This window comes from Gemmatimonadota bacterium (genome assembly GCA_009838645.1).
Lineage (GTDB): Bacteria > JAAXHH01 > JAAXHH01 > JAAXHH01 > JAAXHH01 > JAAXHH01.
Map to the genome: position 1 here is coordinate 136,800 of VXRC01000038.1, position 26,492 is coordinate 163,291.

General features: G+C 64.3%; 18 protein-coding genes. 7 read left to right on the plus strand and 11 right to left on the minus strand.

From position 1 onward, the window contains the following. The first annotated feature begins 89 nt into the window (after positions 1 to 89). Complete coding sequence (locus tag F4Y38_11030) at positions 90 to 1,109, plus strand: ferrochelatase (GenBank protein ID MXY49810.1); 1,020 nt, start codon at positions 90 to 92, stop codon at positions 1,107 to 1,109. Positions 1,110 to 1,134: 25 nt separating this feature from the next. On the opposite strand, the gene F4Y38_11035 is transcribed toward F4Y38_11030, so the two are convergent. The 3 genes from F4Y38_11035 to F4Y38_11045 all read right to left on the minus strand — a co-directional run bounded on the left by F4Y38_11035 (position 1,135) and on the right by F4Y38_11045 (position 5,340). Beyond that, a complete protein-coding gene (locus F4Y38_11035; GenBank protein MXY49811.1) occupies positions 1,135 to 2,169 on the minus strand; it encodes an isochorismatase in 1,035 nt (344 codons plus the stop codon). Continuing rightward, positions 2,159 to 4,240 carry an NAD(+) synthase gene (locus F4Y38_11040; protein MXY49812.1) on the minus strand — a complete coding sequence of 694 codons (2,082 nt, stop codon included), beginning with the start codon at positions 4,238 to 4,240 and terminating at the stop codon, positions 2,159 to 2,161. Before F4Y38_11040 ends, F4Y38_11035 begins: the two co-directional genes overlap by 11 nt. 125 nt (positions 4,241 to 4,365) lie before the next feature. After that, complete coding sequence (locus F4Y38_11045; protein MXY49813.1) at positions 4,366 to 5,340, minus strand: carbon-nitrogen hydrolase family protein; 975 nt, start codon at positions 5,338 to 5,340, stop codon at positions 4,366 to 4,368. Positions 5,341 to 5,505: 165 nt separating this feature from the next. Here F4Y38_11045 and queC point away from each other — a divergent pair, with 165 nt between their 5' ends. Next, entirely contained in the window at positions 5,506 to 6,192 is a 687-nt protein-coding gene (gene queC / locus F4Y38_11050) for a 7-cyano-7-deazaguanine synthase QueC (GenBank protein ID MXY49814.1), read from the plus strand. Here queC and hrpA read toward each other — a convergent pair. From hrpA to F4Y38_11065, 3 genes are read right to left on the minus strand one after another with little or no spacing between them, the layout of a single operon-like run. Next, complete coding sequence (hrpA, locus tag F4Y38_11055; protein ID MXY49815.1) at positions 6,187 to 10,311, minus strand: ATP-dependent RNA helicase HrpA; 4,125 nt, start codon at positions 10,309 to 10,311, stop codon at positions 6,187 to 6,189. The genes queC and hrpA overlap by 6 nt on opposite strands. Further along, positions 10,311 to 11,510: a NupC/NupG family nucleoside CNT transporter gene (locus F4Y38_11060; protein ID MXY49816.1), complete on the minus strand. Its 1,200-nt coding sequence runs from the start codon at positions 11,508 to 11,510 to the stop codon at positions 10,311 to 10,313. The genes hrpA and F4Y38_11060 overlap by 1 nt, the downstream gene beginning before the upstream one ends. Before the next feature lie 7 nt (positions 11,511 to 11,517). Continuing rightward, on the minus strand, positions 11,518 to 13,062 hold the full coding sequence (locus tag F4Y38_11065; GenBank protein MXY49817.1) for a glycosyltransferase: 1,545 nt from the start codon (positions 13,060 to 13,062) through the stop codon (positions 11,518 to 11,520). 2 nt (positions 13,063 to 13,064) lie between these two features. Here F4Y38_11065 and F4Y38_11070 point away from each other — a divergent pair, with 2 nt between their 5' ends. After that, the gene (locus F4Y38_11070; GenBank protein MXY49818.1) at positions 13,065 to 14,480 is read left to right on the plus strand and encodes a hypothetical protein; all 1,416 of its coding nucleotides are present in this window, start codon (positions 13,065 to 13,067) and stop codon (positions 14,478 to 14,480) included. 300 nt (positions 14,481 to 14,780) lie between these two features. Next, positions 14,781 to 15,548, plus strand: a complete 768-nt coding sequence (locus F4Y38_11075; protein ID MXY49819.1) for a glucose 1-dehydrogenase — start codon at positions 14,781 to 14,783, stop codon at positions 15,546 to 15,548. 45 nt (positions 15,549 to 15,593) lie between these two features. Here F4Y38_11075 and mltG read toward each other — a convergent pair whose 3' ends face one another. From mltG to F4Y38_11100, 5 genes are read right to left on the minus strand one after another with little or no spacing between them, the layout of a single operon-like run. Further along, entirely contained in the window at positions 15,594 to 16,589 is a 996-nt protein-coding gene (gene mltG, locus F4Y38_11080; protein MXY49820.1) for an endolytic transglycosylase MltG, read from the minus strand. Continuing rightward, entirely contained in the window at positions 16,586 to 17,188 is a 603-nt protein-coding gene (gene ruvX / locus F4Y38_11085) for a Holliday junction resolvase RuvX (protein MXY49821.1), read from the minus strand. Before ruvX ends, mltG begins: the two co-directional genes overlap by 4 nt. A gap of 37 nt (positions 17,189 to 17,225) precedes the next feature. Further along, positions 17,226 to 18,113 (minus strand): TauD/TfdA family dioxygenase, encoded by an 888-nt coding sequence (locus tag F4Y38_11090; protein MXY49822.1) that lies wholly within the window; start codon positions 18,111 to 18,113, stop codon positions 17,226 to 17,228. Positions 18,114 to 18,159: 46 nt separating this feature from the next. Further along, positions 18,160 to 19,215, minus strand: a complete 1,056-nt coding sequence (locus F4Y38_11095; protein ID MXY49823.1) for a hypothetical protein — start codon at positions 19,213 to 19,215, stop codon at positions 18,160 to 18,162. Between the two features lie 6 nt (positions 19,216 to 19,221). Continuing rightward, entirely contained in the window at positions 19,222 to 20,472 is a 1,251-nt protein-coding gene (locus F4Y38_11100; protein ID MXY49824.1) for a M20 family metallopeptidase, read from the minus strand. A 117-nt stretch (positions 20,473 to 20,589) separates the two neighbouring features. On the opposite strand from F4Y38_11100, the gene lpdA reads away from it, so the two are divergent. From lpdA to F4Y38_11115, 3 genes are all read left to right on the plus strand, one after another. Continuing rightward, complete coding sequence (lpdA, locus tag F4Y38_11105; protein MXY49825.1) at positions 20,590 to 21,984, plus strand: dihydrolipoyl dehydrogenase; 1,395 nt, start codon at positions 20,590 to 20,592, stop codon at positions 21,982 to 21,984. A 10-nt stretch (positions 21,985 to 21,994) separates the two neighbouring features. Further along, positions 21,995 to 24,493: a thioredoxin domain-containing protein gene (locus F4Y38_11110; GenBank protein MXY49826.1), complete on the plus strand. Its 2,499-nt coding sequence runs from the start codon at positions 21,995 to 21,997 to the stop codon at positions 24,491 to 24,493. Between the two features lie 173 nt (positions 24,494 to 24,666). After that, entirely contained in the window at positions 24,667 to 26,370 is a 1,704-nt protein-coding gene (locus tag F4Y38_11115; GenBank protein MXY49827.1) for a hypothetical protein, read from the plus strand. The last annotated feature ends 122 nt before the right edge of the window (positions 26,371 to 26,492 follow it).

Consider the following 26,492-nt stretch of genomic DNA (forward strand, 5'->3'; position numbering starts at 1 on the left):
TTCCGATGGATCCAGCCGTGCGTAAATTACTGGCGTCGAGGTAGCATGGCAAGGAAATACGGGGTCTGAACACCATACGGGGAGGAAGCTTGCCGAACTACGACGCACTGCTCCTGGTATCCTTCGGAGGCCCCGAAGGCCCAGACGATGTCATCCCCTTCCTCGAGCGCGTGCTCAGGGGCCGGCGCGTCCCCCGGGAACGGATGATGGAGGTCGCGGAACACTACCATCATTTCGGCGGGGTCAGCCCGATAAACGGCCAGAACCGCGCGCTGATCTCCGCCCTGGAGGTGGCGCTGGAAACCCGCGGCCTTTCCCTGCCGGTCTACTGGGGAAACCGGAACTGGCATCCCCTGCTTTCGGATACGGCCGGGCGCATGTCCGCGGACGGGATCCAGCGGGCGCTGGCCTTCGTCACGTCCCCGTACAGCTCCTGGTCAAACTGCAGGCAGTACCTGGAGAACATCGAGGATGCCCGTCGCGACGCGGGGTCCGGCGCACCGGTGATCGAGAAAATCAGGCCCTTTTTCAATCATCCGGGATTCATCGAAACGATGGCAGCGCGCGTTCGCTCCGCTATGGATCGCCTTCCGGAGGAACGCCGTCCGGGGGCGCACCTCGTATACACCGCCCACAGCATACCCCTGGCCATGGCCGGCGGCTGCGCGTACGAAGCGCAGCTCCGCGAAGCGTCCCGGCTCATCAGCGAGCGCGTGGGCGCGTCCTCCTGGGCGCTGACCTTCCAGAGCCGTAGCGGTCCGCCCGCCCAGCCTTGGCTGGAACCCGACGTCTGCGACTACATCCGATGGTTCCACGAAACCGCCGCGGCGGATCAGGCGGACCGTGAAATCGTGGTGATCCCCGTGGGATTCATCTCCGACCACATGGAGGTGGCCTACGACCTGGACGTGGAAGCGCGGGCCTGCTGCGATGAACTCGGGGTGCGCATGGTCCGGGCGGAGACGGCGGGGACCCATCCCCGCTTCGTGGACATGATCGTGGAGCTCGTCGAAGAGCGGTTGTCCCCGTCGGCGGCCAGACCGGCCGTAGGCGTCCTGGGTTCCTGGCCCGATCGATGTCCGCCGGACTGCTGTCCTCTCGGCAGGTAGGGCAGCGGTCGCATGCCGGTCGTCCTTAGTCCGGAATCCCCCACCGGTCCATGGGTACGGTGGAACGCACCCGGCGCATGCCCGCGTCGGCGAACCGGCCGAAGGCCTCCTCCGCCTCTTCGGTAAAGTCGATCACACCAGGCACGACGACCGGCGAGGTACAGTCCTCCAGCAGACAGACGCGCGCGTTCATGGACGGTTTGCGCGCAACGAACTCCGACCGGAGATCCTCCACCGTCCACGCCACGCAGTGGCTTTTGGCCTGCCCGGCCACGATGACGGCGTCGAAGGTCATCAGGTGGTCGACCAGCGGGGTGTTCTTCACACCCAGCGGGCGGCCTTCGGCGTCCTCCGTCACTTCGGGGCGCAACGCGGAGTAGTTTTCCGTGAGGGCATGGTTCCCCTTGATCTCGAAACGCGTCTGCCGGACCCGGGCGATGCCGTGAAAGAACACCGCTTCCTCCACGGCGGACACCAGGGCGTGGCCGATCCCCCCGAGCATGGCGTGGTAAGGCCAGATCATGAGGGGATACTTGCCGTCCCGCGTGAGGCGCCGGACGTAATGCATTGCGTAGGCGGAAAGATCGACCCGTCCGCTGTACCCGGCCTCCACGGCCGGATTGACGCGCCAGGTTCCCGCTTCCACGTCGTCAGGGGTGATGATGGTCTCGCCCCCGGTGGGATGTTCGCCGTCCCGGTCTACCCAGAACACCGGATGGAAGACCTGCTGGGCCGTGTGGGTGTCCAACGTGGGGATGACTTCCGATATGAAATGGAGATTGCGGTAGATGAAGGCGCAAAGCCGCTTGTTGTCCTCCACCGCGCCCCGGCCGCTCCGGCCTCCCACGAAGAGTTCGAACTCGGGGAGACAGAAGGTGTTCTGGCAGTCCACCAGGAGCAGCGCGGTGCGGCATTCATCTTCGACCGAGGGTCGGATGCCGTGTTCCACCGCCCAGGCGCGGGCATCGGCCGCCCGTTCTTCGTAGGGGACGCGCCAGAAGGCCTCGACGGATTCGGGCCGGTAGTGGGGCGGCAATTCGCCGGGTGGTCTATTGCACATCGGGGATGCGTTCCAGGTCCGCCAGCCAGGCCGCCGGCGAAGCATCGGACGGCATCCGCCAGTCGCCGCGGGGAGAGATGCAGGTCATGCCGACCTTGGGTCCTTCGGGCAGGCAATTCCGTTTGAACTGGTTCTGGAAGAAGCGGACGATGAAGACGCGGAGCCAGGCCTTGATTTCAGGGAGTCCGTACTTGCCCTCGAAGGAGTGCAGCGCCATCCGGGCGATCCGGGAAGGCGAAAAGCCGAAACGCAGGAAGTAGTAGATGAAGAAGTCGTGCAGCTCGTAAGGCCCGATCTCTTCTTCGGTTTTCTGTGCGATCTCGCGATCGCTCGGGGGCAGCAGTTCCGGCGAAATGGGCGTATCGAGGATGTCCAGCAGTACCTCGCGGACCTCCGGCTCCTCCTCGAAGACCTCGTCGGCCGTCCAGTTGATCAGATAGGAAATGAGGGTCTTGGGTATCCCGGCGTTGACTCCGTAGTGGCTGGCGTGGTCACCGAACATGGTGCACCAGCCCAGCGCCAGTTCCGAAAGGTCTCCCGTGCCGAGCACGATGCCCCTGACCTGGGCGGCCGTGGCGAGTTCCTCCAGCTTCCGCGTCCAAGCCTGGGTGTTCTCGTAGACAAGGTCTTTCTTGTCTTCCGAATGCTCGATGTCCCCGAAGAACTTCCGCACCGCGGGTTTGATGTCGATCTCACGGAACGTGGCGCCGACGGCGCGGATCAGGGCGCAGGCGTTCGCGTAGGTACGCTCCGTGGTGCCCAGTCCCGGCATGGTCAGGGCCACGATGCGGGACCTGGGCAGACCTAGAAGATCCATGGTGTGCACCGCCACGTTCAGGGCGTGGGTCGAATCCTGGCCGCCGGAGACCGCCACGACGACGCGCTGGGCGTCTTCGGGCAGCGATCTGAGCTTGGTCGCCAGCCCGGTGGACTGGATCATGAATACCTCGCGGCATCGCTGGCTGCGTTCGGCCGGATTCTGGGGTACGAAGGGATGAGCGGGTATGTCGCGATGGAAGGTCCGATGCGCCTGTTCACGGCCCCTTTCCGTGGTATCGGTATCCGCATCCCCGGCCTGACCGGACCGGAAGCCCGGCAACGAGACGGACCGCCAGGATGACTTGTAATCCATGGCGTTCTGCCGGAACGAGCCCTGGACGCCGCGCTCCAGCACCAGCGCCTCCACGTCCACGTCCGCCGTGATGCAGGTCCCGTCCAGTTGAAAGCGTTCTGTTTTGGCCAGCATGTAACCGCGCTCGGTGATGAACCCGTGGCCGTCCCATACCACGTCCATGGTCGATTCCCCGAAACCCGCCGCGGCGTACATGTGTACGGCCTCGTTGCGTCCCGATGAGGCCAGGATGAGGTCTTCGCGGTACTGCGCTTTGCCGATGACGATGTTCGAAGCGGAGAGATTGGCGAGTATGGTCGCCCCCGCCAGCGCCGCCCGGCTGGCCGGGGGGACCGGCACCCAGTCGTCTTCGCAGATCGTCGGGTAGATCACCACCCTGGGATCATCCGTGCGCAGGAGCACGTCGGTTCCGAAAGACGCGTCCCGGCCGCAGAGGGATACGGTCTCCGTCTGGGCCTCCGCCGCCCGGGCGAAGTACCGCGTCTCGTAGAATTCGCGGTACTGGGGAAGGTAGGTCTTGGGCGTTACCGCCAGGATTTTCCCGCGACTGGCGGTAACCGCGACGTTGAAGACCGCGTGGTCCAGCCGCAGCGGCATGCCGAAGCTGAAGGTCAGGTCGTGCCCCTCCGTGCCGGCGAGTATCGCATCCAGGGCCTCCAGGGCGCCTTCCAGCAGCGACTGGGAGTGGAAGAGGTCGGCGCAGGTATAGCCGGTGAGACTCAATTCGGGGAAGAGGACGTAGGAAGCCCCCTGCTCACCGGCCGCTTCGATCTGCTCGAGGTGATGGGCCACGTTCTCCGCGGGATCGCCCACGCGTATGCGGGGTACGGCGATGGCCAGCCGGACGAAGCCGTGGCTGCGAATGTCGAGGAACTGGTCGGGTGAAAACATCGGGGCCATGGTCACCATATTCCGCAGCGATTCATTGCGTACCGGCACGATCCGGCATCCCGGCCAGCGGTCCCTGCCGCACGCCGGCAGGCTGACCGTCACGAAAAAGATAAGGGATCAGCGATTGGACAGGCAAGACGCAATTTACGGCGCACCAACGGGTTCCGGGGCCGTCATTCCTTCTCGATCAGCCGGCCTTTCGCGTCATGGCCGACCTCCACGGTGTCCCGGCCCTGCCTCCTTCTGCCCATCCTGTCCCGGTACCGCAGGGGCATTTCCCGGCGGCGCCAGGCGAGGAATCCGCGCTCATGCCGGTCCCGGTTCCGATGCGACGGCGGCGCCGGAATGGCGATGGTCCCATGCGTGATGGCGGTCTTCTTGCGGGACAGGGCGACGATTTCCCCCTTGCTCGCGATCAGCGTGACGCCGACGTTGGCTTCGACGATGGGTACGCCGTTCTCACGCGCACGGGCGAGCACGGCCCGGTCCTGGGCGCGGGCCGTCGACCCGAAGGAAGGAATGAGCAGGTAGCGGGCGCCGTCGAGCACCGGTATGCGGGCGATATCGGGGTTCCACCGATCGTTGCAGATGACCATGCCGGCCCGGCCGAAGGGGGTGTCGAAGGCGCGACTCCGCTTGCCGAGGCGGTTGAACCACCACGACCGGTGATGGCCCTCGGCCAGCTGCATCTTGTGGTACTTGCCGCGCAGCCGTCCCCGCTGGTCGAGGAATGCCGCGCAGTTGTAGACTTCGCCCCCGATCCGCTCGGCAAGGCCGAAGGCGAGGCACATGTTCAACGATCTCGCGAGTTCCCGGAACCGCCCGATGACCGGGCTGCGCATGGTCAGCGAGACGCGGTTCATTTCATCCGGTGAGATCTCTCCATCGAAGATTTCGTTGACCACGTAGCCTTCCAGCACGCCCTCCGGCGCGACGGCGAGTTCGGCCCCGCCGGCCGCCGCCTCTCGAAACATCTCTTCCAGCCGGACCGCGTTGCCCTGCAGGTCCAGCTTGACCGGTTTGAACGAGATCGCCGCGACGCGCACCTCTCTGAACATGTTTCGCCTCCAGTTTACAGGCTTGAAGCATTGCGGTTTTGCGACTAACTCAATATATTGCGCCCGATCGCGTCTTCGCAACGGTGGCATGATCTACCCCGCGATCTACACAATGGACGAGCGGTTTTCCGCGATGGACGACAAAACCGATAAGCGGATTTCCGTCGCCGCCAACAAGCTCCTGCTGGCGCTGGTCGTCATCGCCGGATCCATCATCGCCAGTCTGCTGTACACCTCATGAAGGATAGGACCGCCATGAAGGCTGCCGTCGTCCTGCTCAGCGGCGGGGTCGATTCGGCGACCACGCTCGCCATGGCCCGGCACGATGGATTCGCGTGCCACGCCATCACCTTCGACTACGGCCAGCGGCACCGGTTCGAACTCGCCGCGGCCAAGAAGGTCGCCGCGGCCATGGGGGTGGGACGCCACGTGACCATACCCTTCGACCTGCGGGCCATCGGCGGGTCCGCGCTGACGGACGACATCCCCGTGCCCAGGGACCAGGATCCCGAGACCATGGCCGGGCAGATCCCGTCCACCTACGTCCCCGCCCGCAACACCATCTTCCTTTCCTTCGCGCTGGGCTGGGCCGAAGTGCTCGGCGCATTCGACCTGTACATCGGCGCCAACGCCATCGATTACAGCGGTTATCCCGACTGCCGTCCCGAGTATATCGCGGCCTTCGAACAACTGGCCAACCTGGCCACGCGCGCGGGGGTGACCGGCGAGGGCAGGTTCAACATCCACGCGCCGCTCATCGAAATGTCCAAGGCCGATATCCTGCGTACCGGCGTCCGGCTCGGAGTGGACTACGCCCTCACGACCAGTTGTTACGACCCGGCGGACGACGGGGCGGCCTGCGCCAGTTGCGACGCCTGCATCCTGCGGCGAAACGGGTTCGAAGAAGCCGGTATCGAGGATCCGACGCGATACGCCTCATGAAGCTTCCGGTTCGCGGAAGCCCGCGTCGATCCGGGCTAACAGGTCCTGCAGTCTCTTCGGCGAAACGGTCCGTGCGGTCCCCAGCTCCTGAGCGAACACCGACACGCGGTATTCCTCAAGCATCCATCTGAATTCATCCAGCTGGGCGGGATCCACGTCATCCCGGTTCTTCAGTGATTTGAGCGCTTCGTCGAAGGGCGTGACCCGCTCCGCCTTCTTCAGATCCTTCGTACGGTCTTCCCGGGCCCGGCGGGAACGAATTTCCACCGCCTTGAGGTATCGGACAAGGTTGGGCAATTCGACGGCGGGCGTTTTCCGAAGGAAATCGGGTGGAAACAGCCTGTCGAGATCGTCTTCCACGCCGAAATAGGCACCGGCCTTTCCGAAGTCTCCCCCGACAACCCGTTCCAGCGCCTCTATCTGTTGCCGAAACCATTGGGGGAGTTTCTTCAACAGCCCCCGCGCGGTCTCCACGTCTTCCTCGAAGCGCTTGGCCGTCAGCGGATATAGAGGTTCCCGGGTGAACAGGGCGGCCAGGAGGTGGTCGTAAGCGGAATCCTGCAGTGCATCGGACCCGCCGGCATGGTCCGCCAGGCCGGGGAGGCTCCGCAGAAACGCCAGGTCCCGGCGCAGCCAGGCCATTTCGTCGCCCATCCGGCGTTCGAGCAGGCGAACCAGTCCCCTGCGGCTTTCCCGCAGCGCTTCATGCCGATCCCGGAACAGGCGCAGGTCCACCAGGTCGTCATCGGCCTGCAGTCCGGGATAGGCATACTGGGGCACGGTTCCCGTCAGACCGATTTCGACCCTTTCGGGCAGATCCCCGACCGACCAGTCCCTCAGGTCGTACTTCTCCCACCTTTCCACCGCTTCCCGCCATCCTTCCGATTCAACGGCGGCGGCGCGGCCTGTGACTTCGGCGTGCAGGCGGTCCGGATCGCGGGTGGAGAGGACGGTGCTCCCGTCCTCCGCGGTCACCAGGACGCGCATGCACAGGTGATCGGGAACGGAATCGGGCGACCAGTCCGCCAGGTCGATTTCGATCCCGTGCCGCCGGTCGATGTAGGCCGCGAGCGCATCGGTCAGGGAGGAAGCGGAAGGATCCAGGTCCTCCACGATTTTCCGGGCCGTTTCCGGTATGGGCACGAGCTGCTTGCGTTTCCTTCCGGGCAGTCCTCGGAGCAGGGCTTCGATCTTCTCGCGCAGCAGGCCGGGCACCAGCCATTCCAGCGTTTCGGGATCCACCAGATGGACCCTGTCGGCCGGTATCGAGAGGGTGACCCCATCCTCTTCCCGGCCCGGCCGGCAGGCATACTGAAGGGGAAGCAGGTCGCCTTCCAGGTTGAAGTATTCAGGAAAACCCTCCGGCCGGCCCGGTCGGCCCGGTCGGCCCGGTCGGTCCGAACTGCCCGAACTGCCCGGACTGCCCGGACTGCCCTCTTCTTCCTCGGTACCCGTGAGATCCCCGATTTCCATGTGCAGGAAGGAAGCGTTGTCCGCGCCGGCAGTCTTCATCAGGCGGTTGAGGTCGTGCACCGACGATACCCCGGAAATCCGTTCTTCGTAGAAACGGAAAGCGGCCTCGTCGAGATCGACACGATAGGCGTTTCGGTGCTGCAGCAGCCAGGTCTCGGCATCCCGCCGTATCCCACGGTTATGCTCCAGGAAGTCATGCCGGGCTTCCAGGTCTTCGCCGACCAGGCCGACCAGGCCGACCAGGCCGACCAGTGCCTCGCGGATGAAGATACGCGTCGCGTCATCGGGATCGATCTTCTTGTAGTCGACGGTTCGCCGGGAGACCATCAGGCCGTACAAGTGCAGCGTTTCCGTGGCCGTCACCCGCCCGGCGGACCGGTCCCAGCCCGGATCGGAAAAGGAAGCGCGGCACAGGTGGCGGCCCAGTTCGGCGGCCCACCCGGGTTGTATCCGGGCCACCGTGCGCGCATAGAGCCGGTTGGTCTCGACCATCTCCGCGGCTACGATCCAGGGCGCGGCGCCCGACCCGTTCCGTGGTCCTTTCAAACCCTCCTTCCCGGGATCCTCGTGCCCCCGTCCGGCATATCTTTTCTCCGGGTGCTGTTGGACCGGATTTCTTCGAAAGAGGCCGGATCCGGGGAAGATCATTGCGGTGCGGTTCCGGGCCCCGGCGTAGAGATTGCCTTCCCGGTGTTCAGCGACCTGGCTGAGCAGTCCGCTGAGGATCGACCGGTGGATCGCGTCGTAGTGCGTGTTTCCCGCACGTCCCGCCCTTCCGCGGAAACCGCCGGATTCCCGCAGCGCGCGGCGGAGTTGCACGTAGATATCGCGCCACTCGCGCATACGGTTGTAGGACAGGTAGTGCTGCCGGCAGAACCTGCGCATGGCGGATTGGGTCTGCAGGTGCTCGAAGGTGCGATGAAAGGCCTCCCAGATATTGAGCAGGGTCAGGAAGTCCGATGTCCGGTTCCTGAATTTGCGGTGTTCGGCGTCTGCCTGTTCCTGCTGGTCGAGCGGCCTGACGCGAGGGTCCTGGATGCTGACCGCCGACGCGATAACGAGGACCTCCTGCAGGGCGCCTTCCTGGCGGGCCTGCAGCAGTATGCGCGACACCGTGGGCGATACCGGCAATCTCGCCATCTCCCTGCCCTGACCGGTCAATCGCCGTTCCCGGTCGATAGCCCCCAGTTCGGCGAGCAACTGAAACCCGTCCCGGATCGCCTGGGGCGTGGGCGGGTCGAGAAAGGGGAAGGCGTGGACGTCGCCCAGTTTCAGCGCCAGCATGCGCAGGATGACCTCGGCGAGATTGGCGCGCTGCAACTCGGGCGTGGTGAACTCCGGCCGGCTTTCGAGGTCGGCCTCGCTGTAGAGCCGAAGACAGACGCCTCCCGACACGCGACCGCACCGTCCGGCCCGCTGCAGGGCGCTGCTTCTCGCAATGGGTTCGACGGGCAGGCGCTGGGTGCGGGTGCGCGCGGCGTAACGGCTGATCCGCGCGAGACCGGTATCGACGACGTACTTGATGCGCGGTATGGTCAGCGAAGTCTCGGCGACGTTCGTGGCTACGACGATGCGCCGTTTGCTCCCCGGACGGAAGACCCGCTGCTGGTCCGCGTAGGTCAGCCGACCGAAAAGCGGAAGCACGTCGGTGTGTCGGTAGGACCGGCCGTCCAGTCTCCTGCGCGTCTCATGGATGTCCTTTTCCGTGGGGAGAAACACCAGGATGTCGCCCCGGCCGGGTTCTTCCATGATGCGGTCGACCGCGTCCACCGCCCCATCGACATAGGTATATACTTCGGCTTCGCCCCGGGTATCCTCGAGGGGCAGATATCGGATCTCCACCGGGTGCAGGCGTCCGGATACTTCGACGACCGGCGCCTGACCGAAGGCGTTCGAGAAAGCGGCGGCGTCGATCGTTGCCGAGGTGACCACGATCTTGAGGTCCTTCCTGCGCCGGATCAGCAGACGCAGGTAACCGAGCAGGAAGTCGATGTTCAGGCTGCGTTCGTGGGCTTCGTCGATGATGATCGTGTCGTATTCAAGCAGGTCCGGATCGTGCTGTATCTCGGCGAGGAGCATGCCGTCGGTCATCATCTTGATGCGGGTCTCGGCCACGGTCTCGTCCGTGAACCGGATCTTGCATCCGACTTCCCGCCCCCAGGTCGCGCCCAGTTCCTCGGCGATGCGGCGCGAGACCGACAAGGCGGCGACGCGCCGGGGCTGCGTGCACGCGATGCGGCCGTATACGCCCCGGCCGGCTTCGAGACAGATCCGGGGCAGCTGCGTCGTCTTGCCCGAACCGGTCTCCCCCGTCACGATGACCACCGGGTGGCCGCGCAGGGTTTCGAGGATTTCATCTTTCCGGGTTGAAATGGGCAGTTGGGGATCGATGTCGAAGGACGTGTCTGAGCGAAGGCGCGCCTCCACGAGGCGGACCGACGCGGCCGCCTGGTCCTTCAACCTGCGAAGCCGGCCCTGGTCCCCGCTCCCGCCGCGCGAACCGCTCCCGCCGCGCGAACCGCTCCTGCTGCGCGCACCGCGCGACCTCTTCAGCCCACGCTGGATGTCCCGCCGATCCTTGAGCGTGCAACGGGGGAGCAGGTCCCGTATCTCGGCCGCCAGCCTATGGTCCGTGGAGGTATCCACTACATCAGGAGGCCCGCCACGGTGGCGGTCATGTTGGCGGCCAGGGCGCCGCCGATCATGGACCGGATACCGAACCGGGCGATGTCCTTGCGCCGTTCCGGCACCAGTCCGCCGATCCCCCCGATCATGATCGCGATGGTCCCGAAGTTGGCGAAGCTGCACAGCGCGTACGTGGCGATGGCGAACGACCGTTCCGACAGTTGGGCCTGCATGGCGCTGAGGTCCTGGTAGGCGAGGAATTCGTTCAGGATGGTCTTCTTGCCGATCAACATGCCCACGGCCTGGGCGTCTTCCCACGCCACGCCCATGAACAGGGCCAGCGGCGCGCAGAGCCATCCGAGCATCCGTTCAAGAGAAAGTGGTTCGCCGCCCACGTAGGGGGCGAGCCCCACCACCCAGTTGAACAGGCTGACGAAGGCGATGGCTATGATGAGCATGGCCGCCACGTTCAGCGCCAGTCTCAACCCGTCCGACGCGCCGCTACAGGCCGCATCGATGAAGTTGACTCCCGGTTTCGGAACGTCTACGGTCACCACGCCCATGGTGCGGGAGGTTTCGGTCTCGGGGGTCATGATCTTGGCGACGACCAACGCCGCGGGCGCCGACATGAGCGAGGCGGCCAGGAGATGGCCGGCGTCGGCGCCCAGGGCGACGTAGGCGGCCAGCACGGAACCCGCCACGGTCGCCATGCCGGAGGTCATCACGGCCATGATCTCGGACCGGGTCATGGTCTTCAGGTAGGGCAAAATGACGAGCGGTGCGGTGGATGCCCCGAGATAGACGTTCGCCGCCGCGGCCATGGATTCCGATCCGGAAGCGCCCATGACGCGCACCATGACGCGGGCCATTTGCCGGACGATCCACTGGATGCAACCCAGGTAGAACAGGATCGAGGTGATGGAGGATACGAAGATGATCATCGGGAGCACGGAGAAACCGAACAGCGCGGCTTCCACCAGGTCGCCGAAGACGAACCGCGCGCCCTCGTTGGAGAAGGCGATCACCTTGTTGACGGCCAGCCGGGCCACGTCGAACACCACCTGGCCCGGCGCCGTGTGCAACAGAAGCAGAGCCAGCAGGCCCTGAAGCGCCAGGCCGCTGCCGATGAGCCGCCAGTTCAGCCGGCTGCGGTTCTCCGAAAGAATCCAGGCGATGGCCAGGAGGACGACCAGTCCGAAGAGGCCGAAGACACGTTCCATGGGCGGGCTATCCTTGGCTGGCGGTTCCCGGCCACAGTGAGGCTAGGCCGACGTACAGGTAACCGGCGAAGAACAGGCACAGGAAGGGGATGGACGCGTAAATGCCGTTGATGGCCGTGTAGTAGATCAGCAGGCCGAAATGCACGGCGAACAGCAGTTCCAGCGCGGGTAGCCAGTTCCGGTTGCCCCGGTAGCGCAGGTCACGCCATGAGGCCGCCCGAGTCGCCTGGTTCAAAGGGGCCGACTGGTCGCCCTTGTCCATCTGGCCCGCCTGGTCCGCCTGGTCCGCCTTTCCGAGGATACCGTATTTGGGCGTACGCTGGAAACCCGACTTGAGGTTCAGCAGCGCTTCCAGGACAGCCCGCGTGTTGTTGAGGCAGATGCCGATACCGATGGACATGAGTACGGGAAGGTAAAAGGGGGACCATATCCACCGGGAGCGGTTTATTTCGAACTGCGCGAACAGGTAGAAGAGCGATACGGAAACTGTGGCCGCGCAGAGAAAGGGCAGGTCGATCCAGAAGGAATTGATCCATCCCGCCTGCACCCGGATCACGATGGACGGGAAGATCAGGACCGAGAGCAGCAGCATGAGCAGGTAGGCCATGTTGTTCGTGAGGTGATAGGTCGCCTCCAGCTTGAAGCGGAAGGGCAGCGCGCTGCGCCATACCGGTGGCAGCATTTTCTTCGCGGTCTGTATCGACCCCTTGGACCACCGGTGCTGCTGGGTCTTGAAGGCGTTCATCTCCACGGGGAGTTCGGACGGCGTGGAGACTTCCTCCATGAATACGAAGCGCTGGCCCCGGAGTTGCGCCCGGTAGCTCAGGTCCAGGTCCTCGGTCAGCGTGTCATGCTGCCAGCCGCCGGCCGCCTCGATGCATTCACGACGCCAGATCCCCGCCGTCCCGTTGAAGTTGAAAAACCGCCCCGACCGGTTCCGGGCGCCGTGTTCCATGACGAAATGGCCGTCCAGCATGATCGCCTGGACCCGGGTCAGGATCGAGTAGCCCCGGTTGAGATAGGACCACCGGGTCTGTACCAGGCCCACCCGCTCGTCGCGGAACCGGTGCATGGTGTTCCTGAGGAAGTCCGGCGGAGGGATGAAGTCGGCGTCGAAAATCGCGATGAACGCGCCGCGCGCCACCTCGAGCCCCTCCTGCAACGCGCCCGCCTTGTATCCGGTGCGTTCCTTCCGGTGCAGGTAGTGGATATCGATGCCGGCCGCCCGGTGACGCTCGACGCAACGGGACGCAAGATCACGGGTTTCGTCGGTCGAATCGTCCAGTACCTGTATTTCCAGCCGGTCGCGGGGATAGTCGATGCGGCAGACGGCGTCGATCAGCCTTTCGACCACGTACTGTTCGTTGTAGAGGGGCAACTGCACGGTAACGACCGGGGGCGGTTCTCCCAGGGCTTCCGGCTTTACACGCCTTGCCCGGTCCTTATATTTGTAGTACAGATACACCATCAGGTACCGGTGGACCCCGTAGACCGCGAGCAGGAACAGGACGAGGAAGTAGAGAAGTATGAAGATTAGCGAGAGATAGCTCATACATGTCCGTTTCTGCTTACCGCATCCTGTCCGGATTCACCGGCCTGCCTGCCCTGATCACCATCCCCGGTCTCCTGCTCGTGGCCGCCTGTGCGGTCATAGCGGCCATCGGGGATCTGCGGGAGAGTCTGATCGGACCAGGCGGACAAAGCGGACCGTACGACCCCGACGCATTCCTGCCTGCTTTCCTGTCCTCTTGGGTGATCCTGCCGGACGTCCTGCTGCTGTTCTGGATCCCCTTCGCCGCGGCATTCATCGTGTATACGGTCGCCGTCGTCCACCAGGTCAAGGCCGGTGCGTCGTCGGGCCGGAATACGTTCTGGTTCATCCTGGCCGCGGCCATCCTCTGCCGCGTCATCCTGCAGTTCAGTCCCCCCACCCTGTCCGACGACATCTACCGGTACCTCTGGGACGCCAGGATGCAGTTCCAGGGCGTCAACCCCTACGTATATGCTCCAGACAGCGACGAAATCGCCCACCTGCGCGATGAATACCATGAGGGCATCAACAACAAGGACGTCCCCACGGTCTATCCGCCTCTGATGCAGGCGGCTTACATGGCCGCGGCGTATCTGTGGTACAGTCCCGCTTCGATGAAACTGATTTTCACCCTGTGCGACGTGGGCGTGATCATCCTTACGGTCCTGATGCTCCGTCGCCGGGACCTACCGCGGGAGCGCGTGCTCATCTATGCCTGGAATCCCCTCGTCCTGGTCGAAATCGCGGGCAGCGGCCACAACGACTCGCTGCCGGTCGTCCTCATGCTCGCCGCGTTGCTGACCGTGGACGGCCTCCGTCCGGTCCGGGCGGTTGCCTGGCTTGCCCTTTCCATGCTCGCCAAGTGGTTCACCGCCATGCTTGTCCCGTCCTTCTACCGGAAAATACGCGGCATCAGGCCGTTCTGGCTGATACCGGCCCTGCTGCTCGCCGGCTACCTGCCCTACCTCGGCGCCGGCCCGGACCTGTTCAGCGGACTCCTGGTCTACGGCGACAAATGGCGGTTCAACGACAGTCTCTTCTCGATCTTCTTTTACCTGACGGATTCGCTGAACGCGTCCAAGATCATCGCGGCATTGCTCTTCGCCGTCCTGGTCGCGTACTGCGCGGTCAGGATAACCGATCCGTTCCGTTCGGCCTTCGTGCTGCTCGGCGGCTACCTCGTGCTTACGCCCACGGTGCAGCCCTGGTACCTGGTATGGATCATCCCTTTCCTCTGCCTTTACCCAAACCCTGCATGGATCCTGCTATCCGGCCTGGCCGCCCTTTCGTACCATGTCGTGATCGGTTTCGTCCTCACTGGAAACTGGGAAGAGGAAATCTGGGTCCGCTATGTGCAGTACGTCCCCTTCTACGGCCTGTTGATCGCGCGGTCGGTGAGGGACAGATCGTGGCGAAAACTGCTGAAACCGGCTTCCTGAAGCACACGGGATTACAAGGTTAAACCAGAGGCGCGCAACCATGGCGGCGCACCGGCGTAAAGTAACCGGCGCCAGCGCAGGATGCAAGGGCTAAGGCGCCGCACGGTGCGGCGGCGACGGCCGAATTCGATTGACGGAAACAGCTCCTGGATATACACTCCTCCGCCGTACTCAGCCTGTTTACCGCGTGGTTTCCACGGCCAACGGCCCACGTGTATCCTATGCATATCCGAGCCTGTCCAAGTCTGACCAAGCCTGTCCAAGCATGACTAAGCCAGACCAATCTGACCGGAGGATTCAATGTCCGATACATCCCTGTTTTCCCTGGAAGGCAAAAAAATGATTGTCACCGGCGCGAGCAAGGGCATCGGCAAAGCCATCGCGCTGGGGGCCGCCCGCGCGGGCGCCGACCTGGCGATCGGAAGCCGCACCCGGGCCGACCTGGAGCCGGTGGCTTCCGAGATCCGGTCGATGGGCCGCGACTGCGTCGTTCATACGGTGGACGTAGGCAAGTTGGACTCGATCCGCACGTTTGTAGACCACGTGCTTGCGGACGCGGGAGACATCGATATCCTGGTCAACAACGCCGGGTGCAACCGGATCATGCCGGTGCTTGAAGTCACCGAGGAAGTGTACGACGAGATCATCGACGTGAACCTGAAAAGCGTCTTCTTCCTCAGCCAGGCCCTCGCCGCGCACATGATCGAACGGGGCCGCGGCGGGCGCATCATCAACATATCCTCCCAGGTGGGCGTCGTCGGCGGTCCGCTGCGGGCGGCCTACACGGCGGCCAAGGGCGGCGTGTGCACGCTGACCAAGTCCATGGCCGCCGAGTGGGCGGAGCACGGCATCACCGTGAACGCCGTGGCGCCGACCATGACGCGAACCCCCATGGTAGAGAAGGCGATGGAGAACCCGGGGTTCCGGGCTAATATCAAGAAGATCCTGCTGGGACGGCTGGCCGAACCGGACGAAATCGCCAGTTCGATCATCTACCTCGCGTCCGACGCGAGCGCCATGGTAACGGGCCACACCATGGTCGTGGACGGCGGTTACACGGCCGTGTGACGGCGCGCAGCGATCCTAGAATAAGATAAGTTCCGCTTGTCGGGATCAATTCCGCAGCCGTCTGACCTGGGCCCGGGCCCGGTTGTGCTCGCGGTTGGTTTCGGAAAAGATGTGCCTGCCGTCCCCGCGGGCTACGAAGAAGAGATAGGGCACGTCCTCCGGGTAGAGCGCGGCGCGAATGGACGCCTCGCCAGGGCTGCAGATCGGTCCCGGCGGCAGCCCGGCATGCAGGTACGTGTTATAGAGCGAGGGGTGGGACAGGTGCTTCTCGTAGAGTCTCATGTTCGGCCTGCCGATCCCGTACTGGACCGTGGGGTCGGCCTCCAGTCGCATGCCCCTCCGCAGCCTGTTGTGAAATACCCCCGAAATGATGTCCCTTTCATCGTCCACCATTGCTTCCTGCTCGATGATGGAAGCCAGGGTGACGATCTCGTGTAGACTATACTCCAGTTCTTCCGCCCGCTTACGGTACTCCTCGGTGATGGATTGCAGATGTCGCGACGTCAATTGCCTGAGGATGTCATCGACCGTCATGTCCGGGTACATGTTGTAGGTCGCCGGGTACAGGTATCCTTCCAGGGTAGGCGCTTCGATTCCCAGCGATCGCACGGCCTCCGGATCGACGGACCGTTGTACGAACGCGGTGGAATCGATGCCGATCCTCGTCCGCAGGATCCGGGCCGTTTCTGGGATGGTCAGGCCCTCCGGGACATTGACGCGATTGACCACGATCTTGCCCTCGACGAGCATGCTCAGGATCTGGCCGGCGTCCATGTAGGTCTCGATTTCGTATCGTCCCGCGTTTATGCCGTGCCCGACCCCCCTGTAACGCGCCAGCAGTTCGAACAGGATCGCGTGACGTACCACGCCCCGGTCTTCCAGGTCCCCGGCGACGTCGGACAGGGTCATGCCGGGTTCGACGGTGTACTGGACGACGGTATCGCGCTCGACCGCGAGGTTGGAGAACTGGTAGACCGCGACCAGCACGGCCGTTCCGATCAGCACGACGAGGACGATGGAAACGGCAAGTAGCTTTTTCATGCGCGTGAATCCGGTTCCATTGCCTTCCCCCGGCAGTAATCCAGATAGTTCTGCAGCAGCAGCGTGGCGGCGATCCGGTCCAGACTGCCCTTGTTTCCCCGGGTCGTGCTGCCCATTTCATGCATGGCCCGACGGGCCGAAACGCTGGTCAACCGTTCGTCCCACGTACGTACATCGCAGGACACCTTCCTCCGCAGCTCGTCTGCCAACGCCTCGACCTTCCCGGCCATTTCGCCCGCGGTTCCGTCCATATGGACCGGCAATCCCAGGATGATCTCCCGCACCTGCCGTTCCTCGACGAAATCCACGATGGATGCCAGGGCTTCGACCGTGTCTGCCGTCTGGAGCGTTTCCAGCCCCTGGGCGATCAGACCGGCCGAATCACTCAGGGCGAGGCCGACGCGTCGCTCTCCGAAATCCACGGCGAGCACCCGCCCCGCCGGAGGTTGGCCCGTTCCGGTTCCCGAGGGAGCGACGGTATCTGCGAAATCACCTGTCAGGCCATCGGCGGCATGAGCCCGGAGGCCTGACTGCCGGCCGCGCTTCGACTTCTGACGTCGCGGCGTCGTGGCGCTGTTGGGTCTGTTTTTCCTGGGCATGACAATCTTGCCTGTTTGATGTGGCGACGGAAGCCGCTCAGTGCTCTACCGCCCTCTCCCGTTCGATCATCGGCGGCAGTCCGGTCACGCTGATTCGCCAGAGCAGTCGGCTGTCGCGGGGACCGGTGGCCGGTTTCAGCACCGTGGCCTTGTGCAGGGTCGAAAAAGTGTCCCACGCACCCGCGTCGCCCACCCTGAAGTCGTACTCGGTTACGTATTCCGGCTTGATGGCGTGGGCGGCCAGCGCATCCAGCAGGTCGAAGGCCTCGTCGTCCGGCATGCCGACGATGCCGAATGAGCTGCCGCAGACGCCGTAGAGCGCTTTGCGGCCGGTGACCGGGTGGCGCTTGACCAGGGGATGGTAGACGTTTTCGACCCGGTCCTTCTGGTCCAGCGTCAGTTTCTCCGCCGAGGTCGATGATTCCTCGTTCATGTCCGCCCGGTTCCCGTAGTGATGCAGTACGGACAGGTTGTCGATGGTGTCTTTCATCTTCACGGGCAGATCGTCGTAGGCGGTCATCTGGTCGGCGAAGTAGGTCGGACAGCCCCCTTCCGGCCACTGCCGGCCGTAAACGACCGTGGAACTGTTAGGCGGGTCCTGGTACGCCACGTCCGTGTGCCAGAAGGCCGCGCCTTCGTAGACACCGATCGGACGCCCGTCTTCGAAAATGTTGGAGAGGTTGAGTATGGCCGGATGGTTTTCGTGGCGCAGGTGATCCAGGAAATGCGGTTTCTGCGCGCCGAACTCCTTTGTGAAGGCGTCGTAGCGATCGAAGGTCATTTCCTGGTCAGGAATCACGATCAGTCCATGAACGTGAAACACCTGAAGGATTTCCAGCATGACTTCCGGTTCCAGGGGTTCCGACAGATCGACGCCGGATATCTCCATGCCGAATCCGGGCAGGGGTTTCGTGGAAATTCGCATGGCGGTCACCTTCCGTTTCTCAAGGCGCCATCTCAAATACGCCGTCCTATGCCGGAGCGCCGTAGGGACTGTCTCGAAACACGGCCTTCAGGTCCCGCGCCCATCCCGATTCGGGCAGAAAGCGCGCACAGTCGTTCCAACCCGATTCGAGGGCCGCTCGGAAAAGCGGTTCCGCGGATGACCGCGGCCACGCGCCGATCACCCGGAACAGCGCCGGCGAATAGGCGCCGGGTCTAGGCGACCCAGGCGGTCCGGACTGCCCGTCCGTTGCAGGCGGTCTGGTCTTCCCGTCCGTTGCAGGCGGTCTGGCCGACGCAGACGATTCCGGCCGGATCATGACGTGGACGGCCGCCGTGTAAAGCCGGTCTTCGTACCGCGCCAGCAGTTCGTCTACCTGGGTCTCGCCATCCGGTACAGGTTCGTCCTCCGTCTTGAACAGCAACTGCAACAAGGGCACCATGGCCTCGTCGGGCAGCGCCTCTACCGGGCACTCGAGCAGGGAGACATAGGCCGCGTCCCGGGTATATTCCGCACCCAGGCCGCCCAGGTGGCCGTACTGATCGCCGACCGGCGGCGGCGTCCCGTACGCGACGGGCGCCAGGGTCCGCTCCGGGGGGAGTACTGTCTCCTCGTCCGACGGGAAGACTTTCCGGTAGGCCGTTAGGGTGAGCCGCTTGACCTCGTACGCATACATAGCGGGATGGGCATCCTGCACGAGATCCGCGGCGAACAGCAACCAGCCGGGCGCGTATACAGCCTCGTCCCGGTATAGTACGCCGCGTATAGGCTCGGACGCCTCATCGGCAAGGATACGCAACTCGGCGGCATCGAGAGGAAGGCTATGGACGGTCCGGTGCGCCACGTCGAACAGCACCGCCACCTTCTGCAGATCATCCCCGTCTTCGAGCTTCAACGACGATTTCAGGGTGTTTTCGGCGGCCTTGCCGAGCCTGCCCAGCGGTTCGACCACCGCCCAACTGCCCTTTATTTCGGACTGTCCCCGGCCGATCCAGCCGCCCCGGTTGAACCAGTTCGCGATTGTTCGGACGAGCAGGATCGCGACCACAACGAAGAGGGCGATGATGAGAAGGCGTTGAAACATGATGGGCTAACGCATGACTCCCAGCATGTCGATCACGATGCCGCAATAGGCCCGTGCGACACGTAGAGTGGACTCGATACTGACGAATTCGTTGGCCTGGCAGGTGTTTCCCCCTTCGGGGCCGTACACCAGCGTCGGGATGCACCCGGTCACGGCAAAGTGGTTCGTGTCGGCCACACTCCTTGCCAGGGCATATCGCACCGGCCGACCGAGCTGCTCCTCGACCCGCTTCCGGGTGGACTGGACGAACTTCGACCCGGGATCCACGATGTAAGGCGCCGGCGCGGGCGTGGGACGGTCGTCCCACGTGACGCGCCACTCGGACGCGATCGACAGAGACCGGATCAGCGCCTCGACGTCCTCCGCGGCCTCGTTGATCGACTGTCCGGGCAGGATATGCCGGTCGAGGACGACCTGCGCGTGTTCCGGTACAAGGATGATGTTCCTTCCCCCGCTGATTTCGATGACGCAGATTGTACCGCCAAGTTCGAACTCCTCGTTCCAGCCCAGTTCGATCCGGTCCAGGGCCGTGATGATCTTCGCGGCGTCATGAACGGCGTTGACGCCTTCTCCCGTGTACGCGGCGTGGGCCGTCCTACCCGCCAGGTCGATCTTGATCACGTGCCGGCCCCGCGAACCGATGCGCAGACGCCCCGGTGGCGTCGGTTCGGGTATAAGGCAGCCTTCGCACCCCTCGAGCAGCCCGCTGTCGATCAGGGCGTGGGCGCCCCGGGACCAGTTCTCCTCGTCGGTGGTGGCGGAGACGATCAGGTCGCCGGCCAGTTCAGTCCCGGACCGGACGATGGCCTCCACCGCGACGAGCACGGCCGCCGCACCCGCCTTCATGTCGTGTGCGCCGAGCCCGTACATGCATCCGTCTTTGACCACGGGCGACCACGGGTCCGTTTCCCAACCGTCGCACGCGTCGAAGGTGTCCTGGTGGAAATTGAGCATGAACGCGCGGCCGTTCCCTCGGCCGTTCCCTCGACCGGGAATCCGCACGGCCAGGGTGTCGCCCGAATCCTCCACCGGAATCCGGTGAATCCCGGCAAGACCGATCTCGCCGAAACACCCCTGGAGCATGTCGCCCAGTGCCCGTTCGTTTCCCGTGACCGACGGAATGGCGACCAACTCTTCGATCAGCTCGGTGATTCGCCCGTGTGCGATAGACTTGGTGATGGCTTCCAGGGTCATGTGTCCGGCCGTTTCGGTACGCGCTACGAGGCCCGTATACACCTGTCCTCCGCTCCTTCTCATGATACAACGTAAATCCCTGGCAGACAAGAGAATTATCTTGACATACAGGGCCGTGGGCGTTAGTTATACCAGCGCTTCAGGGACAGTTGGGATTCATTCATTTTACCGGAGTCAGACATGGCATCAGAGATCTACGACGTGGCAGTGGTCGGCGGCGGCCCCGGGGGCTACGTTTCGGCGATACGGGCGGCCCAGCTGGGCTTGAAATCGGTGGTGATCGAGAAGGACAAGCCCGGCGGCGTGTGCCTGAACTGGGGGTGTATACCCACCAAGGCGCTGTTGAAGAACGCCGAGCTCGTACTGACCCTGCGCCACGCCGAAGATTACGGCATTTCCTGCGACAACCTGCAATTCGACATGGGCAAGGCCGTGCAGCGCAGCCGCAAGGCCGCCGACACACTGGCCAGCGGCATCAAGTTCCTCCTCAAGAAGAACAAAGTGGATCTCGTCAGCGGCCGCGGCCGCCTGGCTTCGGACACTTCCGTCGACGTGACGAACGGCAAGGGTGAGACGCAGACCGTTAACGCCCGTTCGATCGTCCTGGCGACGGGTTCGCGCTCCAAGGAGATCCCGGCCGTCCCGGTGGACGGAAATCGGATCATCACCAGTACCGAGGCCATGCTGATCGAAGAGCCGCCCGGGTCGATGACCATCATCGGCGGCGGTGCGATCGGCGTGGAATTCGCCTACTATTACGCGGCCTACGGAACCGAGGTCACCATCGTCGAGATGCTGCCTCACCTGCTGCCCCTGGAAGACGAAGAGATCAGCGAAACGCTGGAAAAGAGCTTCGCGAAACTGGGCATCGGGATCAAGACAGGGGCACGTGTCGATTCGGCCGAATCGGGTTCGGGCGGCACCTCGGTGACTGTAACCGTCGACGGGAAAGAAGAGACGCTGAAAGCCGACGTCACGCTCCTGGCCATCGGCCGCGACGCGAACGTCGAGGATATCGGGCTCGAAGAAGTCGGCGTCGAGACCGACCGGGGCTACATCAGGGTGGATGACGAGTGCCGGACGACGGTGTCCGGCGTGTACGCCATCGGCGACGTCACGGGTCCGCCCCTCCTCGCCCACAAGGCGTCCGCGGAAGGGATCAACCTGGTGGAGCGGCTCGCGGGCCATCCATCGGCGCTCATCGATCGCGAGAACATCCCCGCGTGCACCTATTGCCAGCCCCAGGTCGCCAGCGTCGGCCTGACCGAGGCGCAGGCCGCCGCGGAACGCGAAATCCAGGTTTTCAGAATGCCCTATCGCTCCAGCGGCAAAGCCGTGGCCGCCGGCCAGACGGACGGCATGGTCAAGCTGATCGCGGACGCGAAATACGGCGAGATCCTCGGCGCGCACATCATCGGGGCGGACGCCACCGAACTGATCGCGGAGATCTGCACCGCGCGCACGCTGGAATCGACCACCCGGGAACTCCACAAGACCATTCACGCCCACCCCACGCTGTCGGAACTGGTCATGGAAGCCGCCGCCGGGATGGAAGGCGCGGCGATCCACATCTAGGGCTGCCCGCATGCCTTGCTCGGCCCGCTTTTGCCACGCCGCCTTCGTCCTCATCGCCGGGACTGTGGTCCTGGGTTGCGATGCCGGACCCGGACCTCCCTTAAACAGGCTGTCCGGAGAAACCAGTCTCTATCTGCGCGCCCACGCCCGGAATCCGGTGGATTGGCATCCCTGGGACGCGGAGGCGATCGAACGCGCCCGCGGGGAGGGGAAACCCATCTTCCTGTCCGTCGGTTACGCGACCTGCTACTGGTGCCACGTCATGGAGCGCGAGGTGTTCTCCGACCCCGACATCGCCGCGGTCATGAACGCCCATTTCATAAACATCAAGGTAGACCGGGAAGAACGGCCGGATATAGACGAGATCTACATGACGGCCACCCAGCTCATCACGGGCGGCGGCGGCTGGCCCAATTCGGTGTTCCTCACGCCGGACCTCGAGCCGTTTTTCGCCGGTACCTATTTCCCGCCGGAAGATCTCCCCGGCCGGCCAGGTTTCCCCCGCATACTGAACCTGTTGAGGGAGGCCTGGGAGACCCGCAGGGACGACCTGGTCGAACAGGCGGGCCGGGTGGCCGAAGCAATCCGCTCGTTTCAGCGCGACCAGGTCGCGGCCGACGGGACGGCGGAACCGGATGACGCCATCCTGTCCGGCGCCCGGTCCCATCTGAAGACGCGTTACGACGCCGTAAACGGCGGATTCGGCCCCGCGCCCAAGTTCCCGGCGCCCCTGCGTATCGAACTCGCGCTGAAGGAATACAAACGCACCGGCGACGGGTCCCTGCTGTCCATGGCCACCCACACCCTGGACGTCATGATGCAGGGCGGCCTCTACGACCACGTGGGCGGTGGATTTCACCGGTACGCCACGGATTCCGCCTGGCGCATCCCCCATTTCGAGAAGATGCTGTACAACCAGGCGGATCTCGCCCGGGTCTACTTGCTGGCCTTTGCCATGACCGGCGACGTCGCCTACCGGGCGGTCGCCGAAGACGTGCTCGCCTTCGTCCAGAGGGAGATGCGGTCCGTCGACGGTGCTTTCCACGCATCGGTGGATTCCGAGACCGACGCTGTGGAGGGCCGGTACTACCTCTGGACCGAGGCGGAGATCAGGGAGACGCTCGGCGCGGACGCCGACGTGTTTCTGGGTAGGTATGGACTGGTGCCGATGCCCGGGGTGGCCGCCACCCGTACGACGGGCGTCACGGGCAGGACGGCTGACGGAAGTGCGGCAGACGGAAGTGCTGCTGCCGAAGACGCGTCGGAGGGCGTCGCAGACGTTCCCGCCGGATCCGGCGTCCTGTACGTCCGGGAGGAAGCGGACCCGACCGGACCTTTCGCCGGCCTGGAATCCGTGCGCGAAGTGCTGCGGTCGGCGCGGTCGAAGCGCAAGCGTCCCGTGGTGGACCCAAAGGTGATCGTGGCCTGGAACGGCCAGATGATCGACGCCTTCGCCTACGCGGGGCTTGTGACCGGAGACGGGCGGTACATCGAAACGGCCGCGCGGGCAGCGGACTTCATGCTCGACCGGCTCTGGGACGACGAACTCGGCCTCTACCGGATCTATTCCGACGGTGCGGTTCGCAGACGCGCTTTCCAGGAGGATTATGCTTGCCTGATCGGAGGGTTGCTCAGTCTGTACGAGGCCAGTGCGGATTCCCGCTGGCTCGTCGCCGCCGAAACGCTCACAGCCCGGATGAACGAGCGTTTCTGGGATTCGGATACCGGCGGGTATTACTTCGGGGAAGCCGAGAAATACCAGCTCCTGCGCGCGAGGAACGCCTTCGATGGGGCCCGGGCATCGGGGAACGGCGTGGCCGCACGGGTGCTGCTTTCACTCGCGCGCCACACCGGCGATCCGCGGTACCGTGCACGGGCCGCCCGTCTTTTCGGCGCCTACGCCGCGTCGATGAAGGAGGTCCCCGGACAGTTCACCTCCATGATCCTTGCACTGCAGGATTTTCTGCACGGTGAAGAGGATGCTGTACGAACAGACGGCGGGTCCGGCGGACCCAATGCTGAGGTCGGCGGGCCACATGCCTCGGTCAGCGGTGCCGAGACGGAATTCGGCGGCAACGCGAAGGTCGAGGCCTACCTGAACGCCGTGCCGGGCCCGCGCGACGGGGTGTTTGAAGCGACCGTTTCGATCCATATCGAGGACGGCTGGCACATTATCGGCGGCAAGACCGACGTACCGGGGCTGGTTCCCACGGCCCTGACGTTCAACGCGGATCTGCCCATCCGGACCGCCGCGGTCTCCTATCCACCGGCGGATACGTTACGGTTCGGCTTCACCGATGTTCCGGTGGAAGTGTACCAGGGGGAGATCCAGCTGAGCGCCCGAATCGAAGTGGAAGCCGAATCTCTCTCGGAGCCCGGATCTCTCGCGGAAGGCGGATCCCCCACGGAAGGCGTGCGACTGTACGCGACCCTGTACTACCAGGCCTGTAACGACGCCGTCTGCCTTGCGCCGGATGAGAAGGCCCTGTCCGTCCCGCTCGATCCGTGAGAGGCTCCGGGAGGACCAGAACCCGCCGCAGGCGCCGGTTGGACTGGAACCCTACACCCGGACCAGGTGGACCAGAACCCGCCGTCGGCGCCGCTTGGGACTTGAAAGCAGTTGCCGAATACATCCGCAATGGTGTACAGTAACGGGAAGACCGGACTTTCACAGGATTCGCCATGCCTGAGACCCATCTCGAGGCCGACCCGCGGCTGAGCGCACCCATGCGCCGGCATCTCCGTTCGCTTCACCTGGATACGGTGGAAGCCTACACGGCCTGGTGCCGTGAGAACGGATTCAACGTCCGGCTCAACAAGACCCTGCCGCAGCGGCGTCGGGAACTGGCCTCGTCGCAAAAGACCACGAAACAGCACCGGATAAATTCGGAACTCGAGGCGCATATCACCGCCCTGGGTCTGGGTACGGTCGCGGAGTACCAGGCTTGGTGCCGGGCGCACGGCGCCGGGGACGGCCTGCAGAAGAGCAAGGCGCAACGCCGGCAGGAGGTCCGGTTGGGGCGGCAGGCGCGCAGCCGGGAGAAGGCCGACCGGTCGTCCGCCAGCCAGCACCGCAGGCGCCGGAAAGACCTGCTGAAGCGGATCGCCGCCGGCGAGGTCGACGACCGGGAACTCACCAGTCCCGTGCTGCTCCGGGTGCGCCATCTCTTTCAGAACGCGCCGCTTGATCCGAAGGCCCGTTCCGCCTTCCTGACGCTCCTCCTCCACGTCGAAAGACAGGCCAGACTGTTCCATCTCAAGCCGGTGGTGCCCCAATACGGACCGCAGCCGGCCAACAATTTCGTGGACGGGCTGGCGTCGCTGGCCGCCTGGCACGGCCGCTGGATCCGAGAGGTCGAGTCATGGAAACCGGACAGTCACAACGGTCGGCGGCAGTTCGGCGCGCTGGCGCGACATCTCCTGGCCGAATACGACGTGCCCGCGTGCATGGACACGGCCTTTTTCGCGGGCATGGATTCCGAGGCGAAGACCCGGCAGGAATGGTTCGTTCATGTCGGTACCGGACAGAACATCCGCAAGGCCAACATACCACTGCGCTACACCAAGCGCATGGCCCATGCGTATATCGTGTCCGCACCGGCCGGATACACGGTGGACGCAGCCCTTCGCTGGGCCCAGGTGATCGGGATGGGCGGCGACGACCTGCTGGCGGAGGCGGTCTGCGATTCGATGCTCGGGGAAAGGTTCGAGGACGGGCCGTTCTGGGAGACCGTGCTGCACTTCTTCGTGAACCATACCATGCTCGACGTGGCGCACGTGGGACCGATCGTCGACTACGTCCATCACCGGCGGACGGCCGCCCAGGAGCGAAGGGAGCCGGACGGAAGCGTTCGTCTCATCGATCCGCCCGAACCGGATTTCACCATGAAGGGCCGCACGCCCGAGTCCATGCTGCGGCGGGTGGACGCCTGGCACCGCGGGTTGAATCGATCCCAGCCCAGGAATCCCCGCCAGTGGGCATCCTGCGGGGTAGATGGTTACACGTGGGTGGACGAGGACGAAAGGGCGGGGGAGATCAGGACCTGGCGCATCGAAGAGATCTGCAACAGCCGGGACCTGGCTTACGAGGGCAAGCATATGAAGCACTGCGTGGCCTCGTACCTGACCTCCTGCGCGAATGGGACCCGGTCCATCTGGTCCATGAAGGTCGAATACCTGGGGTCCGGAACGACCAGAAACGTGCTGACCATCGAACTGCTCAACAACAGGAAGTATATCCGTCAGGTGCGCGGTCGCAGCAACAGCCGGCCCACGGACGCCCATAGCGGCCGCGCGCAGGAAGGCTGGAACGTGCTGACCATGTGGGCGGACCAGGAGGGCCTGACGCTTCCGGGCGCCAGGTCGCGGGCCATGCGCAGGATTTAGCAAAAAGAAAGCGACGGCATTTGGGCGGCCGCATGGGAAGCGGCAAGGAATGCCGTCGCTGAAATGATTGGATATGCTCCCGCGAGGCGCCGGAGACATATCGAATCCTTGATCATTGGCGG

Coding starts and splice junctions, on each gene's coding strand:
- queC (MXY49814.1), top strand. CDS start 5,506: ATGAAGGCTGCCGTCGTCCTGCTCAGCGGCGGGGTCGATTCGGCGACC.
- mltG (MXY49820.1), bottom strand. CDS start 16,589: ATGAAAAAGCTACTTGCCGTTTCCATCGTCCTCGTCGTGCTGATCGGA.
- F4Y38_11070 (MXY49818.1), top strand. CDS start 13,065: ATGTCCGTTTCTGCTTACCGCATCCTGTCCGGATTCACCGGCCTGCCT.
- F4Y38_11060 (MXY49816.1), bottom strand. CDS start 11,510: ATGGAACGTGTCTTCGGCCTCTTCGGACTGGTCGTCCTCCTGGCCATC.
- F4Y38_11035 (MXY49811.1), bottom strand. CDS start 2,169: ATGTGCAATAGACCACCCGGCGAATTGCCGCCCCACTACCGGCCCGAA.
- ruvX (MXY49821.1), bottom strand. CDS start 17,188: ATGCCCAGGAAAAACAGACCCAACAGCGCCACGACGCCGCGACGTCAG.
- lpdA (MXY49825.1), top strand. CDS start 20,590: ATGGCATCAGAGATCTACGACGTGGCAGTGGTCGGCGGCGGCCCCGGG.
- F4Y38_11115 (MXY49827.1), top strand. CDS start 24,667: ATGCCTGAGACCCATCTCGAGGCCGACCCGCGGCTGAGCGCACCCATG.
- F4Y38_11075 (MXY49819.1), top strand. CDS start 14,781: ATGTCCGATACATCCCTGTTTTCCCTGGAAGGCAAAAAAATGATTGTC.
- F4Y38_11100 (MXY49824.1), bottom strand. CDS start 20,472: ATGAGAAGGAGCGGAGGACAGGTGTATACGGGCCTCGTAGCGCGTACC.
- F4Y38_11065 (MXY49817.1), bottom strand. CDS start 13,062: ATGAGCTATCTCTCGCTAATCTTCATACTTCTCTACTTCCTCGTCCTG.
- F4Y38_11110 (MXY49826.1), top strand. CDS start 21,995: ATGCCTTGCTCGGCCCGCTTTTGCCACGCCGCCTTCGTCCTCATCGCC.
- F4Y38_11045 (MXY49813.1), bottom strand. CDS start 5,340: ATGCCACCGTTGCGAAGACGCGATCGGGCGCAATATATTGAGTTAGTC.
- F4Y38_11095 (MXY49823.1), bottom strand. CDS start 19,215: ATGTTTCAACGCCTTCTCATCATCGCCCTCTTCGTTGTGGTCGCGATC.
- F4Y38_11090 (MXY49822.1), bottom strand. CDS start 18,113: ATGCGAATTTCCACGAAACCCCTGCCCGGATTCGGCATGGAGATATCC.